Genomic DNA, 14,493 nt, shown 5'->3' with positions numbered 1-14,493 from the left:
TACGAGAGTGGCCGCAACTTACGAAGCCATGCCCGATTAAAGATTAAGGATGCAGCATCCAATGCTCCTACCGATGCCAGTAGGCGCGCAGTAAGTTTTCTGCCTTGCTGAATTTCAACTCCAGGCAGCCATGGAACGCTCTCTCAAGCGCGGCGCCCAGCTCTCGAGCGAGATGGATGCCTGTCGTCGTTACGACCGTGCGCTCGAAACGCTCGTCAATAGTGATGATGCGTTCCATAGGATGTTCCGAGCGCGCCCGCGTTTCGTGATGGCGTAGGAGCTGAAGCAACTCGACTCGATCGTGAGAATCAAACGCCCCCTCGATATACAAATACCCTGCGGGCATTCCGTCGGCGATGCGATGGCAGGCCGAGCAGACCACCTCCTCAGCGCCCGACACACGCGCGGCCCATTGCCAGCGGCCCTCGCGATAGACAGCACCACACACGGGACAGACTGTCGGCTCGCGTAGTTTGGCCTGCCGCTTGTACGGGTCATGTCCCTGCTCAGGAAAAAGCTTTTCACGACTATCAGGTTTAAACGGTCTGGCGCCAGCTTTCACGTTACTCTCCGTTTCCGGTCCCGTCGTCTCGGACGGGTGGCCCCCCGCGTCAGAATACTTGTCGCTCCAATAGAATCAATGAACCGGGGGCGATGATGAGAAAACGAATTGGCAAAATACGGACAAGCATTCAAGGACAGAGCTGTTGCGCGGTTGCTGCCGCCGGAGAGCGCGGCGTTGGAAGACGTTGCACGTGAGGTTGGCGTGGGAGTGGGGACGCTGGAGCGCTGGCGCAGTGATGCGCTGTCCAGGCCCGCTCGCGAGCGGGCCTGGACAGCGGCGGCCCGATTTGACGCCGTGCTGACGACCGCTGCGATGGACGAGGCTGCCAAGAGCGCATGGTGCCGCGCCAACGGTGTGTATCCGCACGAGCTCGCTTCCTGGCGGCAAAGCGCCACGCAGGCGCTGGCCGGGCCCGAGGAGGCGCATGCCAGCCCGCAGCAGACCCAGCAGGACCGGCGTCGCATCAAGGACCTCGAGCGCGAGTTGCGGCGCAAGGACCGTGCGTTAGCTGAGACGGCCGCGCTGCTGGTCCTATCAAAAAAAGTCGCGGCGATCTTCAGCACGGGCGAGGACGAATGATCGGCCTCGAAGATCGCCAGTCGCTGGCTCATGATATCCACACCGCGCACAAGGCCGGCGCACGGCTGCGCCTGGCCTGCGACACGGCCGGCATCGACGTGCGCACGCTGCAGCGCTGGAATACCGGCACGGGCCTCGTATCGGGCGATGGCAGGCTCCATGCGGTACGCCCGCAACCGGCACATGCGCTAAGCGCCGCCGAGCGTGCCGAGGTGCTGCGCGTGGCCAACGAGTCGCGCTTCGCCGATATGCCTCCTGCGCGCATCGTGCCCATGCTGGCTGATGAAGGCGTGTACATCGCCAGCGAATCCACCTTCGCCCGCGTGCTGCGCGAGCACGGGCAAACCACACATCGGGGCCGGGCCAAAGCACCCAGGGCTGGCCGACCGCCGACCACGCACATCGCTGGCGCACCACGGGAAGTCTGGTGTTGGGATATGACCTATTTACCCGCTGAGGTCGCCGGTCAATGGTTTTACCTGTACCTGATCCTGGACCTGTACAGCCGGAAGATCGTCGGATGGGAGGTGCACGAGCGCGACGATGCCAGCCATGCGGCCCATCTGGTGCGGCGCACAGCGCTGGCCGAGGGCATCGCCACTCTGGCGGACAAGCCGGTGCTGCACGGAGACAACGGCTCCACGCTCAAGGCCACGACCGTGTTGGCCATGCTTCACTGGCTTGGCGTGAAGCCCTCGTACTCGCGCCCACGCGTCAGTGACGACAACGCCTTTGCCGAGGCGCTGTTCCGCACGGCCAAGTACCGCCCGGAGTTCCCTAACACGGGCTTCGCCGATCTCAATGCTGCACGCGACTGGGCGAGCGACTTCGTGCATTGGTACAACTTCGACCATCGCCACAGCAGCATCCGCTACGTGAGCCCGGCGCAGCGCCATGACGGCGACGACCACGTGATCCTCGCGGCGCGTCACGAGGTGTATGTGCAGGCGCGGGAACGCAACCCGGCCCGCTGGTCACGCTGCACGCGAGACTGGACACCAATCGGCGCCGTCACCCTTAATCCGGAGCGCGAGTCAGTCGTCACGGTAGCCTCGCACGCCACACTTAAACAGCCTTTGGCTGCATGACTGAGGCGACAAGTACCTTGACACGCGCCGTCACATAGGCGCCCTTCTTGGCGAGCATCTCGGACACAGCGTTATTGAGCACCGGCGGCCCGTTTTTCGGACGTTTGGCGACTTCGTCGAAAACCGCCGATTCAGTTAGATTTTGCGCTTTCGATTGAAAGATGGAAAATCTGGAAGGGAAAAAGTCGGTCGAGTTCACACCTCCGGCCCATTCAACCCGCCCGTCCTCACCACCGTCACCGATGGTAATCTGCAACGGTACCGTTGCAGCGCGAAGAGGGATGTCGACCAACCGACATTCTGCCAATAGCAGTCTCTTCATGAGTTGGACCAATTCGATGCTCGTGAGTCGACTTATTTGCTCCGGAGTAGGTTCGAAAATCATCTATTTTTCCTGTGAAATGTTGTTTTCGACTGGCCCACTCGCAGGCAGCGCATCTGACCTCCGAGCCCCAAGCCAAGCAGATTTTCGTCTGCACGAGTCGCTGATTAAGCGCTGTCGCGGCGGACATCGTTGTGAGAACTCGACGCCGCCTCGCGTCAAGTCATCGGTCGCATAGTGTAGCCTCGCTGAAAGAATCAGGGACCTACGCTTCTCTCAGACAGCAACTGTTGAGTCTCGGAAGCATTCGCTGAGATCGCGCGGTGTCAAATGATAGACATAAGTCGCCCTTATCCTAAGCGTCGCTTGAAAGCTGCCATCCGCTGATACCTGGCGCGAAGCGTTACAAACGTCCGCGGCTCAATGTGACGAGGCGCTCGCCTGTCATTCCAATCCAAAAGGGTGAGCGCAGCGGGCCGGCCGCGAAGTCCGAAAAGCCGCGAACTGTTAGCACATGGTTCGAAGTCGGCGGCCAATGGCCGCACCGCGCCGCGATGTGGCATCCTCTCGTCGAACTAGATGCCATGGAGAGGGACGTGACGCAAAACATTTTCGTTTTCACTGCAGGTGACCCGGAGGCCAGGAAGCATCTCGACGTCTCAATCACGCGGCCGATAAATGCCGCGACGGTGCGTGAAAACGTCGGGACCGAACACTTGCCGGCGCTTGAGCAAATCAATCTGGACGGGGGCCTATATGCCTGGGGGGCGGTTCCCGGCAAGATGAATGACAGTTATTACCCTGCGCTGGAGATCGGAGACTGGATGTTCTGCGTGTTCGGGGCCAAATACCGCTTTGTGGCAAAAGTCTTATACAAGGTGGATAGCATAAATCTAGCTCGAGCGTTGTGGGGTCAAACAGACGACGGCAAGACTTGGCAATACATCTTCTTCCTTTCGAAACCGACGCCGGTCGAAATCCCTCTTTCTGCACTTACCGCATATCTACCTAAACAGTTTTTTGGTTTTGCTCGCGTTGGAGATGACAACCACTCCAAAATATTGTCCGCCTTTGACTCACTTGACGAATTCGTACGTGAGATGCTTTTGAACCCACCAGCAGCCTCAATCGAAACCGCGCTTCCTCAGTCCGATCCATCCGTATCCGCGCCTAACAACTACCTCCTTATTCGCTCAAACACCAATAGTCTCTGGGGCGACTTGGAGGGACAGATCTATCGATATGGGTCGAATGTACCCAATCACAAAAAGTTGATCGGCGGGGGTTGGGTAATCGTTGATCGCAAATCACAAAATGGCGTTGAAATTTTCGGCTTTGGACGACTCGGTCCTGCGATAAGGCGCGTTCCCAGCCCCGAGGAGTCGCCGGAGTACACATACTTCGAAGCCAGATTCATAGACTGGTCGGAAGTGTCCCCGGCGCGGCCACTGCCCGCTGATCTCGGCTTGCGCCTGAAGAACCAAGAAGGTTACAACGTTCAACACGCGATAAGACCACTATCGGCGGCATTATATGAGGCGATCCTTGAAGCCATGAAGGACGCGCGGCAAGAGTTCCAAGTTGGAAATTTGACGCTTCGATTGAACCCATCCGACGTCAGAGACGCGTATGAGAGAAGTACGACAGAGGTCCCGACATCGGCCGGTAGTGACGGGCATTGGATGATCCGCATTGGTGATACGCGGAAGCCCGTTGGTGCGGTATTCAGCAAGCTTCCAGGGGTAGCGGACTACGCGCTCTATACGGATGTACAAGCGAAGCACGTGTTCGAGAAACTCGGTTTCGACTGCGTGCTCGAAGGCCATTGGCCCCCCTCACAAGCTGATCAACTGTGTCTAATTGGAACGTCAAAAGAGCATCAGTGGCTGTCTGACGCTCAAAAGTTAATCGAAGAAACGGGAGCGTTCGCATCGTGGTGGAGTTTTCTAATTCCCGAGCCCGCGGGCCGAGAGTTGGGCGCCTCGTTCTTCCTGTACATCAATTCTGGATATGGACGGATTACACATCGACTGCAATGCGATCGATACATCAGTTCCCGTGGACTTGACGGACTTGTCAGTCCCTGGACCGAACACACGCCGCCTGCGCAGCAAGGAATCCGTTGCGCAGGTCCTAAACAAAGTGAAATATTCAAAACCTGGCTTCTAGTCCGAAAAATCGACGAGTTGGAGCCGCCCCTTGCTATCACCGCATTCTCAGCCGTTGAGCCGTGGTCGAAGCCATCAAACTTGTTGAATCAAAACGCCTTCGGATTCGCTCGCCTCGAGCACGAGGAAATTGAAGCTCCACTCGTTGAACCGTATGCAATTGATGACGCGCTCGCGAATTTATTTATCGAGAGATCGGTTTTCGAGAGAGCGCAGCGGCTCCTTTCAATTAAGAAAAACATAATCCTGCAGGGGCCACCTGGAGTCGGGAAAACGTTCGTTGCAAAGCGGCTCGCATATGCAACAATCGGATTCAGGGCCGCGGATCGGATAGAAACGGTTCAGTTCCATCAAGCCTACTCCTACGAGGATTTCATTCAGGGGTTCCGGCCGAAGCGCGACGGCAGTGGCTTTGCGATACGCGACGGAGTTTTTTATCGATTCTGTGAAAAAGCGCGGGACAATCCAGATGAAAAATTCGTTTTCGTCATCGATGAAATAAATCGTGGAAATCTGGGGAAAATTTTTGGTGAGCTTCTCATGCTGATTGAGGCTGATAAGCGTAGCCCCGAGTGGGCTCTGCAGCTTGCCTATTCCGACGAACACGATGGAAAATTCTACGTACCGGAAAATCTTTTGATAATTGGACTAATGAACACGGCTGATCGCTCACTGACGTCTATCGATTACGCTCTACGTCGGCGATTCGCTTTTGTTCCAATAATCCCAGGCTTTGGGCATCAGAAATTCTCAGAATTTTTGCAAGAACTCGGATGGTCCGAGGCATATGCGAATCATATCGTCGATCGCTTTGAAATTTTAAATCAGAAGATAGCCGACGATCTGGAACTTCGCGACGGGTTTTGTATCGGCCACAGCTATTTTTGCACGTCAAAACCTTCGTCGCTGTCGGATGAAGACTATTATTACCAAATCATCGATACAGAAATCAGGCCGCTGCTGCACGAATATTGGTTTGATAAAAATCCGTCAGATATAGAATTAATTGTTGACGAGCTTTTCCAATGATCCCGATTCAAAACCTATATCTCATGCTTTGCTACGCGTGGGACAGATTGGATTCGTTAAAGATTATTGAAACGGGTGGCCTGGAAGTCGAGAATTTGGAGAATCTGCTAAGTCTCATGCTAGCTGACGGCGTCGCATCGCTTCTCAAGCGGGGCCTACACAAGGAATATGTGGAGCGCGCAGACGACATGGCAACACTTCGGGGTAGGGTCGAGTGTGGGCAGTCCATACAGCGAATGCTTTTTGAGCGCGGAATTGCGCGGTGTACTTACGACGAATTGTCCGAGGACACGCTACACAATCGAATAATAAAAGCTACGGTCGATCGTTTCGCACGCTGCGAATCTGTAGACGAGAAGCTTCGCAACAGACTGTCGAAATTGCGGCCTATGCTGGCATCGGTTTCATCCATCATGCTCGATCGTGAGATTTTCGACCGAGCCCGGCGAATCCGCCTATTCGGCATCTACGCGTTAATGTTGGAAGTTTGTCAACTGGCGTTTGATTATTTGGTGCCTGAGGCAGCAGGCAGTGGATATCGCGCTACCGAATTTTTTCGAGACGAGAAAAAGATGTGGCGTGTCTTCCAAGATTTCGTACTAAATTACTTCCGAATCGAGGCGAAGCAATACAAGGTAACAAGCTCTCATATCAAATGGGATGCCGCCCCAAATGCGGACGCGCATTTACTGCCTCGCATGCGAACCGACGTGACGCTTGTAAGCGACACGCGTCATATAATTCTTGATACAAAATATACACCTGACTTATTTAAACCGTATTTTAGAAAGAATTCGTTGCGATCTGAGCACCTGTACCAAATATTAACCTATGTGGACCAGCAGGCGGGGCCCAATGCCGCCTCGGGTCGACCGGTTCCGGAGGGCATCCTCTTATATCCAGCAGCGTCGCATCATTTCGACGTGAGTTATCAGATCAAAGGACGAGACCTTAGGATAGCAACGATCGATTTACAAGAGTCTTGGCAGAAAATAAAAGGCACTCTCAATGCGCTTATCGTCTGAGTTTGTTGACACCGACGCTAAATTGACCCACATGCCCAGGTCGGGCCGACCCGTCGTCTCGATCAGGAAAGTATCAAGCCGCGAGAAATCGCGACTGACTCCGTGAAATCACCCGACTTTCGGCATACGGGGCGAACTGACGTCTGCGACAACCGTTCCCGATTTAATGAGGGTGGTGGAATTCCGGCCGACGACGATGAACATGAGCCGTGCATGAAGGTCCGTAGGTTGGTGCGGAGCCGACGTTTTAATATCCGTGTGAAAGCACGGGCAACGGCCGCAAATGGCCGAACCCGTAAGCACGGGGTCGGTACTGCAACGCGCGGCCACCGACCAGGCTGAGCTTCCGCAGCCGACCCTGAACTGCCCTTCGCCGCGGGCCGACCTCTACGGCAGTTTCCAAAGTTCAACGGCCATTCGCTGATACAGCACCACCTGTCGCTCGAAGGTCGATTTCCGAAATTTGTATCAGGGCAGCGCCAACGACAACTCCTGCTGCAAGCGTATCTAAAGTTCCGACCTATGTGTCTGTCGATGCGATATAAAGATTGTACGGGGGTGTTCGGGTACCGTTGGGGCGATTTTGGTCGTCGCAATAGACGATCTTGGTGATATGTTAGGTAGGCAACAAATCGACAGGCATAAGATGTCCACACTTTGAATTAGACGGACAAACCGAGTTGGCGGGCTTAGGGGAGGAGACGCACATGTGGCGAACGACAAGAATGAAGCACAGGCGTAGGACACTTGTAGTTCTGAATGGCCAGAAGCCGCGTCTTGTCGAACACGGAACTTCGGCGAGTAAAACGTTCGACTTAGATCGTCCCGCTCTAGTGAGTTCGATTAATGAAGCGGGCAAGGTCCTGGGGACATGGTTTATTACCTATGTCATCATCGCTCTCTACTTGAGCGTCGTTATCTGGCAGACCACAGACCTTGATCTCCTGTTAGGTCAATCACTAAAATTGCCAGTGGCAGATATTTCTGTACCACTGCAAGCGTTCTTCTTGTTCGCACCACTTCTGTTGACTACGCTACATATTGGTATTCTCGCTCAGCTAGGACTACTTGGCGACAAATTAGGGATATTAAATAATTCTCTGGCCGAAGCAAAGGATATCGAATGGACGCAGACTATAATTTCTCTAAGTGCTTTTCCGCTAAATCATTTGGTAATCCGTCGCGGCAATGATGGCCTTCGATTTTGGTTCTCTTTCGTAACATGGTTGTCGTTTGTCATTTTGCCACTCGGGTCATTGATTGGGGCACAAATCCGCTTCCTTGCATACCATAGTGAGTTTGCCACAAATTTCCATCGATTTTTGATCGTGCTTGATGTGATGGCACTGGTTTATTTGTGGCCTAGAATTTTTGGTCGTACAACGAGAACATTCCGCCAATGGGCCCGCTCAATGAGCCCTATTTCCGCAAAAATGGGCTACTTGATTTTCTGTCGCTTGATCCGCCTTAGATCGACCAATCTTCGAGCGTCTGTTCGCTTGTTTAGGAAAGACAGAACTCAAGGACAACATCGACTCATGTTCATTGGATTTGCTTCTGTCCTTACCTCTATTTATATCGCGACGATTCCCGGCGACACGTTCGAACGACAACTGATCAAAATGCTGCCCGAGCATCTACTTGTTGCTAAAGGTGTTCGCCTGCGGGGTGGCGAGACGTTTATCGTGACTTGCTGGCTCTTCGAAAATGAAAAATGTGGTGACAACCTCGTCGATAGAAAAGCACTTATTGTTAATCGAAATATTGTACTTTCCCATCAAAGAATTATCGGACACACTTTGGGATCTACGTCTGATGGATTCTCGCAAACGTTGGCCGACGAGATCCTCAAATTGCCTACTGTGGACATTACCGACCGCGACTTAAGATTCGCCGATTTCTCATTTTCAGTAATCCCAAGATTGCTCGCGGATGAAACTACTCATCTTGAAGGCGCTAATCTTGACTATGCAACCATTTATGACGCTGACTTGCATCATGCGAACATGCGAGGGGTTTCTGCAATCGGAAGTAGCTTAGTCGCCGCGAACCTATCGGTGGCTTCCGCCGACGGAGCGAGTTTTGAGGGCGCGAATTTAACGGGCGCGAATCTGGCGGGGGCATCCTTCGTCGGCGCAAATCTAACGGACGCCAAGATGGCTGGAGCCATTCTGACTTCCGCCAACTTCCGTGCGGCATGTCTCTATCGTACAGAAATGCAGGCGACGGCGTTGCAGTATGCTACATTTGTAGGCGCAGTCCTCGTCAAAGCTGATCTGAGTGGCACGATTGACGTTGGCGCTTTGAATCCAAACCGCGAGCCTTTGGATCCTGATTTTGGGCGACCACCCGATGGCTTTGACTTCGCCAATTTGGATAGGATTGTCACCGGCCATATCAGTGCAAACGTCGCAGATACGATAGCAAATGCGAATCTTTTTGCAGATACGCCATCCTTGGCTTCGCTTTCTCCATCTTTGCCCCGAGCGCGACAAGCGATGTCTCGCATCCTGGCAATGGTTGGCATAGATACGTCTATTCGGAAAACGACTCCGCCATATGAGTGCGTTGGTCCTGCGGAGTTATGCGCAAAAAACAAATACGATTCTCGATTTGCAGTCAAGGCGGGACGCGCCGCTTATACCGCAGGTATTTCTTTTCAACGAAAAGAAAATGATATTAAGTGGCCCATGAGAGGCATTATTTTGTGGACGCTAGGAGTATATTTATCGGATCCGAATGGAGAGCAAGATACGGACACTACACGCGATGAGATTCGAAAATCGCTTCAAAGATCATTTATAGTTCAATCCTGTCAAGGAGAAATGATGAGGCTTTCTAATTTTTCAACCTGGTCCGTACCTTCGTTAATAATTTCATCGGCGCGTGTCTCGCCCATGCACGAAACAGTCACCGAAGACCCAAATGAGGTTTCACAATATTATGGCCGGGTGGACGTATTTTTACGGCAACTTTTGGATGCCTGCAACAAAAAGCGGCCGGAGAGCGCATCATAGCCGCGCTCTCGAGCACCGGTAACGGCAGGGTCCGCAATGGCAAAGAATGGAAGATCGACATCGGCGATCGAACGGCCGTTTGCTGAGTGAATCGGCCGCTTGAATGTCCGAATGGTGGCATCGGCGAACTGCAGCAACTGGCCGAGGGTGTGTCAAAACTCAAAAGCTCTCGGTTTTCGGGTGTCACTTTACCCCTCCCGAAGGGCTGCGAAGCCAACACAGGGCGTCCTGATGAGTTGGCATTTTCGCGGAACATTCACGGCGCACGTTTTGACACGGCCTGAGCCGAATCCGGTCCGACGTTGAATAGGCGGAGTGCTTCGCCGTCGATCGGTCCGCGTAGGACAGAAGTCCACCCACAAGAGACAGTCATCTTTCTCCTCAGCGGTCGTTCAAAAACCGCTGCAACAATCGGACCAACAGGCGAAGTGTCCGCACTTCGCGCTAACAACGTCTCGACGGCGGACAGCATATTTTTCGGCACAGATCATTTCCAGCTCGGCGCAGTCTCCGATCTATCTCGAAAGCGACAGCGGGACTAATGCGGCGGAGGTATTCTCCGTGAAATTATCGGTGTGCAACTGAAACTCAATCTCGCCGGCCAAAGAGTTATGCCCCGTTAAGATCTTTCAGAGGCTCAATCGCTCGTAGAATTGCATCTATTTCTTCTCGATCTTGAATCCTTCCACCGTGCTCAATTCGTTCAGATGCGGCAATTTCGTATTGTTCTATGGCGGGCGCCAGCCACTGTAGTCGTCGTTTGTACTTGTCTCGAACTGAGCGCTTAATGTCTTTAGTCATATCCTCTCCAGCTAATCGTCGCGGCTTGCAAGACCGCTGTACTCTGATTGTGACGGATTTGCATGCCGCTGTCGAAGGGCCGGATCCGGCCGAGTCCTGAAGTTCCTCGGCGGCCCGAAGGCCGGCGGACTTCTGTCAGTCACGAGTTTCCATAGCCGACCCGAAGCAGCCAATTGACCGGCCTCAAGGCGAACCTTCTCGGAAGGGCAACCCAACGATTACGCATGACGCATCGAACGCTCCGGCAGAGCTAAATTGATAGACGGAATTGTTCAATCTTCTTTTCAACCATCTCTTCAGGCACTCTGCCGTCCTCCTTGGCACTCAACATTGACTCAACTTCCATGTCGTTAAACACGAGGATCATCTTCTCATGAATTAGCCATTGCTCTCGCAGTGTATGGGCGCATCCCGCGGCGTCGCCACCGTTACGCGAGAAGATCAGTCCAACGAGCCCAGCTCCCTGCGGCTTAAGGTAATTGGCTACTTGCAGGATTTCGGTTTTCCGTATTTTACGGCTGTAATTCTTCGCATCCACGACCAGATAGTCGGCCATGTATCGATTTCGCAAAAATGACCAAAAACCTGATTCCGCATAGTTGGGTATGATGAAATCACGTCTATTCGTCTTCGTGCCGTCGGCGTGCTCAGATAGAGGCTTCGTGAGGGTTGGACAGAACAAGTATTCGAGGATGTTTCCAACAAGACTTTGATAGATGCTCCAGTCCTGCTTGCCGGGTTGGCACGCCTTCAGTGAAGCGCTCAGCTCACTTGCGCGCGTTGTCGCAGAACCTCGTCGCGCCCTCATTAGAAGAATGTTTTTGAAGTAGCCGATAGGCGCATCTTCCAACTGCTTCGCGAAAGTCTTTGCCAAGAAATCTAGATCCCATAATTCAACTCCCTCAACCTTTAACGCTTGAGCCTCGCTTTCACTGAGTGTTGCTGGAATTGCAAACACAGGCTGGCATTCGCCGTAGGCTTCTTTATATTTTTTAAGCTGACTGACTACGTCATTGATCCTATCGAACGAAACAAAACGTGAAGATTTGCATTCGATTAGGAGCCTCGTGCGCTGCAAATTTCGCACGCGAGTGGCAACGATGTCGGCTATATAGCGTTCCTCTTGGCCAAATATAGATTCCTGAACAATATCGGTATATCCGGGAGTCTTCCCCATCAGATAAACAAGGAGCGCAGTGAACTCTATCTCGGTCGGCCGCATATTCATGGCAGCGTTGCAGTTGCGACACACTAAGACAACATTATTCTTAGCGGTTTTTCCCATAAGGAATTTTGGGAATACATGTTCGCGCACCATACTAGAAGTGGGGAACGAAAAACCGCACACTGAGCAAACAGAGGTGTTTTCCGACAATTTTCGTCTCCATGGATTCAAGCGGTTCGGTTACGCCTCTTGCAGCGCCGGCCGCCCAAATTGTCGCGGATTAAGAAGCTTTGGTCGAGCGGCCGAAACTGGCCGCCTTCGGAAGTTCGGCGTCTATGTGCTCCCCGGATGCCCGGCATCCCCACGAACTTCCCTTGTCGTAACCGCAGGGTTGGCTTCTGAACTTTAGCGGACATACTTCCACCTGGGGTCGACTTTTCGAATCAACTAATTGCCGTAGCCTGACGAGTCGACAGTGCCGCAGTGTTCATCGGCGCCAGAACACAAGGATGGCTAGGATTACGATCAGCCCCCAGACAAGCACTTTTGACAGGCCGGCGATCTGCGTTTTCAGATCCGTCATCTGGCTAGCCAGGGCGCGTAGTTCGGGATTCTCCTGCACAGCAGATTCGGCAGCGCCAGTATCGGCGATCTCCAGCAATTCGCTCACTGGTCGCGGATCGAACCAGTCGTGCTCCGCCTGCAACTGCTTATAACGCTTTTTGCGCAGCCAGTCGGTGTCCCGCGTAAGGTGTGCTTCAAGTTCCGCACGGCATGCCGGCTCAAGCATCACGCTGTTGTTGAACAGCGCACCGAACGTGAAAATGTCACCGTCTTTTTCGTACGCCGCCTTCATCTCCTCCACTGTCTTTGCCGAGTTACCGTAGTACGCACAACGCAGCGCGACGTCGTCAGAGTCAGGTTTTCCCACAGACACCAACTTTTTGTCGACGAGCACGCTTCCGTACAAGGCCGCGACAAGGCAGCGGAACTCTTCGGCGATCGGCTGGGGCGTAAAGTAGCCCTCATGTTCCCGGTCGCCGAATTCGCTCTTCACAGTTATGCCTTTCCACCGTTCAAGGATGTCAATCACGGCCTGTTCGCTGTCGAATCCCCAAACACGTGGCGGGCTCAGTTCGAGCAGCAACTGGTGCAGCGTGAGGACCCAATCTGGTTGCGCCGGCGCGCTGCCCAGTAGCCCGCGCAGGGCTTTCCGGAGGTCCCAGGCTAACAGGTCGGGGTTCCTGCTGTCTGTGTCGTCCCGGTTAATCGCGGGGTTGCCCACCGATTTCAGCACCAGCAGCCGCCATCGCTCATCCGGAATATCCTGCAACCAGTCTTTCCGGGTATAGACCGCAGCAAGAAAGCCGCGAATACCCGGATTGCTCATCAGGATTGCCAGCTCTTCCTCATCGCCCTCCAGAGCCAGCCGGTGACCCTCATTCACTGCCGGCGACTGGGGATCGATCAGTTCTTTCGAGTACAGCGCGCCCATGACACCCCGGTTCGACAGACAGTTCAAGCGTATCGCCCTGTCGTAGTCAGCGTCGCCGCTGCCGGCCAGCGCGCGCTTGTAAAGTTGCGCCACCAGACTGTGAGAACGCGCGTTTTTCGCAAGCGCCAGGTCTATCAGGGGAGCGTTACGTCCGGCTAATGCCTGCTCGAGGTCTTCATCGCCCAACCGGAACTGGTTTTCCCGCAAGTAGGCCCCGTATTGCTCCAGGGCCTCATAGACGGCGTCCGGGGACGAAAAGCGCAGCCGGTTACGTGTAATCACCGGATTCGTGGTGTGATCCCAGGCCATTGGCGACTTCTCCTTTGCTATCGCGGCGGAGTCTCGCGGGTACCCGGAGGCTCCGATGCGTCAAGCAGGCGGCACGTCGGCTGCGGCACGGCTATGTGAGGGGCGCTGCAAGTCGATGTTGCCCGGCACGCTGACGCTGCGCGGACATTGGTCAGCGCCGAAGGAACCAGTCGGGGTCAGTGTAGAGCGCGTCGCTTAGGTGCTCTTGTGCTGAGCGCATCGCAAGTACGCTCGCCCACTCGTTGAAGGGCCTTCCCGGCTGTGGCGTCGACTCTGGAATGAACGCAAAAAGCCCAGCCTGACTGAGCTCGCTGACGGTCTGCGCCTCTCTGAGCGATGCCAGGAAATAGCGTCGGTCCTGCTCCTTCGCCGCGAGCTGCGCTTTCGTATCAAACGTGGAGCAAATTGCATAAATGGCAACAAATACCACGAATGCGCCGAACGATTCGTACCAGCGCCATGTGTGACCGTCAAAGAAAACGACAGCGACAGTTGCGGCACATAGCGCCAAAAGAATGGCGCATGCCTTTGCCGCGAACAAACTCCATTTGACCTTCGATAACAGTCCAGTTTGCATCTCGCTGGCCTTCAACCAATTCAGACGCCGTGCAAACTGGCTCTCGAACGTCGACTCGTTGTATTTTCGCGGGATATCACACAGTTTCCAGGTCTTGAGCCATCCAATCACCTGCTCGTGCTGGTCCGCTGTGAGATATCTGGCGCTCTCGTGGATAGCCGCGGCGATTTTCGCCATCGGCACCGCCTGCCCCGGTATCTCATCCGCGACGGCGCCCCTGTAGTCAAGGAGACGCAGGGTGCTGTCATGTACGGGGTCATCCCACGAATAATCGTCAACCTCTACGGCATCTCGTTGAGTGTCCATATGAAGTCCCTCTTTCCGCCCCGGTCGGAGAAAATCTTACGTAGTGC

General features: G+C 54.2%; 10 protein-coding genes. 4 read left to right on the top strand and 6 right to left on the bottom strand.

All coding sequences use genetic code 11. From position 1 onward, the window contains the following. Positions 1-67: 67 nt before the first annotated feature. Positions 68-562 (bottom strand): BCAM0308 family protein, encoded by a 495-nt coding sequence (locus AWB68_RS02500; protein WP_087642778.1) that lies wholly within the window; start codon positions 560-562, stop codon positions 68-70. 108 nt (positions 563-670) lie between these two features. On the opposite strand from AWB68_RS02500, the gene AWB68_RS02495 reads away from it, so the two are divergent. Next, positions 671-2,232 (top strand): IS3 family transposase gene (locus AWB68_RS02495; protein ID WP_087642777.1). Its coding sequence is split into 2 segments (ribosomal slippage): positions 671-1,109 and positions 1,109-2,232, totalling 1,563 coding nucleotides; the frame shifts between segments, so codons are not numbered across the junction. On the opposite strand, the gene AWB68_RS02490 is transcribed toward AWB68_RS02495, so the two are convergent. Beyond that, positions 2,210-2,617, bottom strand: a complete 408-nt coding sequence (locus AWB68_RS02490) for a hypothetical protein (protein ID WP_087642776.1) — start codon at positions 2,615-2,617, stop codon at positions 2,210-2,212. The genes AWB68_RS02495 and AWB68_RS02490 overlap by 23 nt on opposite strands. A gap of 533 nt (positions 2,618-3,150) precedes the next feature. On the opposite strand from AWB68_RS02490, the gene AWB68_RS02485 reads away from it, so the two are divergent. The 3 genes from AWB68_RS02485 (at position 3,151) to AWB68_RS02475 (ending at position 9,793) form a co-directional block, all read left to right on the top strand. Next, entirely contained in the window at positions 3,151-5,751 is a 2,601-nt protein-coding gene (locus AWB68_RS02485; protein WP_200828610.1) for an AAA family ATPase, read from the top strand. Then, entirely contained in the window at positions 5,748-6,776 is a 1,029-nt protein-coding gene (locus AWB68_RS02480; RefSeq protein WP_087642774.1) for a 5-methylcytosine restriction system specificity protein McrC, read from the top strand. Before AWB68_RS02485 ends, AWB68_RS02480 begins: the two co-directional genes overlap by 4 nt. 707 nt (positions 6,777-7,483) lie before the next feature. Continuing rightward, positions 7,484-9,793 (top strand): pentapeptide repeat-containing protein, encoded by a 2,310-nt coding sequence (locus tag AWB68_RS02475; RefSeq protein WP_087642773.1) that lies wholly within the window; start codon positions 7,484-7,486, stop codon positions 9,791-9,793. A 609-nt stretch (positions 9,794-10,402) separates the two neighbouring features. Here the strand turns inward: AWB68_RS02475 and AWB68_RS46255 are convergent. The 4 genes from AWB68_RS46255 to AWB68_RS02460 all read right to left on the bottom strand — a co-directional run bounded on the left by AWB68_RS46255 (position 10,403) and on the right by AWB68_RS02460 (position 14,446). Next, complete coding sequence (locus AWB68_RS46255) at positions 10,403-10,594, bottom strand: hypothetical protein (protein ID WP_125482856.1); 192 nt, start codon at positions 10,592-10,594, stop codon at positions 10,403-10,405. Between the two features lie 250 nt (positions 10,595-10,844). Beyond that, positions 10,845-11,969, bottom strand: a complete 1,125-nt coding sequence (locus AWB68_RS02470) for an HNH endonuclease (RefSeq protein WP_125482855.1) — start codon at positions 11,967-11,969, stop codon at positions 10,845-10,847. Positions 11,970-12,246: 277 nt separating this feature from the next. Further along, entirely contained in the window at positions 12,247-13,563 is a 1,317-nt protein-coding gene (locus AWB68_RS02465) for a hypothetical protein (RefSeq protein WP_087642771.1), read from the bottom strand. Positions 13,564-13,714: 151 nt separating this feature from the next. After that, positions 13,715-14,446 (bottom strand): hypothetical protein, encoded by a 732-nt coding sequence (locus AWB68_RS02460; RefSeq protein WP_087642770.1) that lies wholly within the window; start codon positions 14,444-14,446, stop codon positions 13,715-13,717. Between the last annotated feature and the right edge of the window lie 47 nt (positions 14,447-14,493).

The organism is Caballeronia choica, assembly GCF_001544535.1.
Taxonomy (GTDB): Bacteria; Pseudomonadota; Gammaproteobacteria; order Burkholderiales; family Burkholderiaceae; genus Caballeronia; species Caballeronia choica.
This window is presented reverse-complemented; position numbering and strand designations above follow the sequence as displayed.

Bases quoted from the DNA above. Each gene is read 5' to 3' on its own strand.
- AWB68_RS02490 (WP_087642776.1), bottom strand. From the start codon at position 2,617: ATGATTTTCGAACCTACTCCGGAGCAAATAAGTCGACTCACGAGCATC.
- AWB68_RS02480 (WP_087642774.1), top strand. From the start codon at position 5,748: ATGATCCCGATTCAAAACCTATATCTCATGCTTTGCTACGCGTGGGAC.
- AWB68_RS02475 (WP_087642773.1), top strand. From the start codon at position 7,484: ATGTGGCGAACGACAAGAATGAAGCACAGGCGTAGGACACTTGTAGTT.
- AWB68_RS46255 (WP_125482856.1), bottom strand. From the start codon at position 10,594: ATGACTAAAGACATTAAGCGCTCAGTTCGAGACAAGTACAAACGACGA.
- AWB68_RS02465 (WP_087642771.1), bottom strand. From the start codon at position 13,563: ATGGCCTGGGATCACACCACGAATCCGGTGATTACACGTAACCGGCTG.
- AWB68_RS02460 (WP_087642770.1), bottom strand. From the start codon at position 14,446: ATGGACACTCAACGAGATGCCGTAGAGGTTGACGATTATTCGTGGGAT.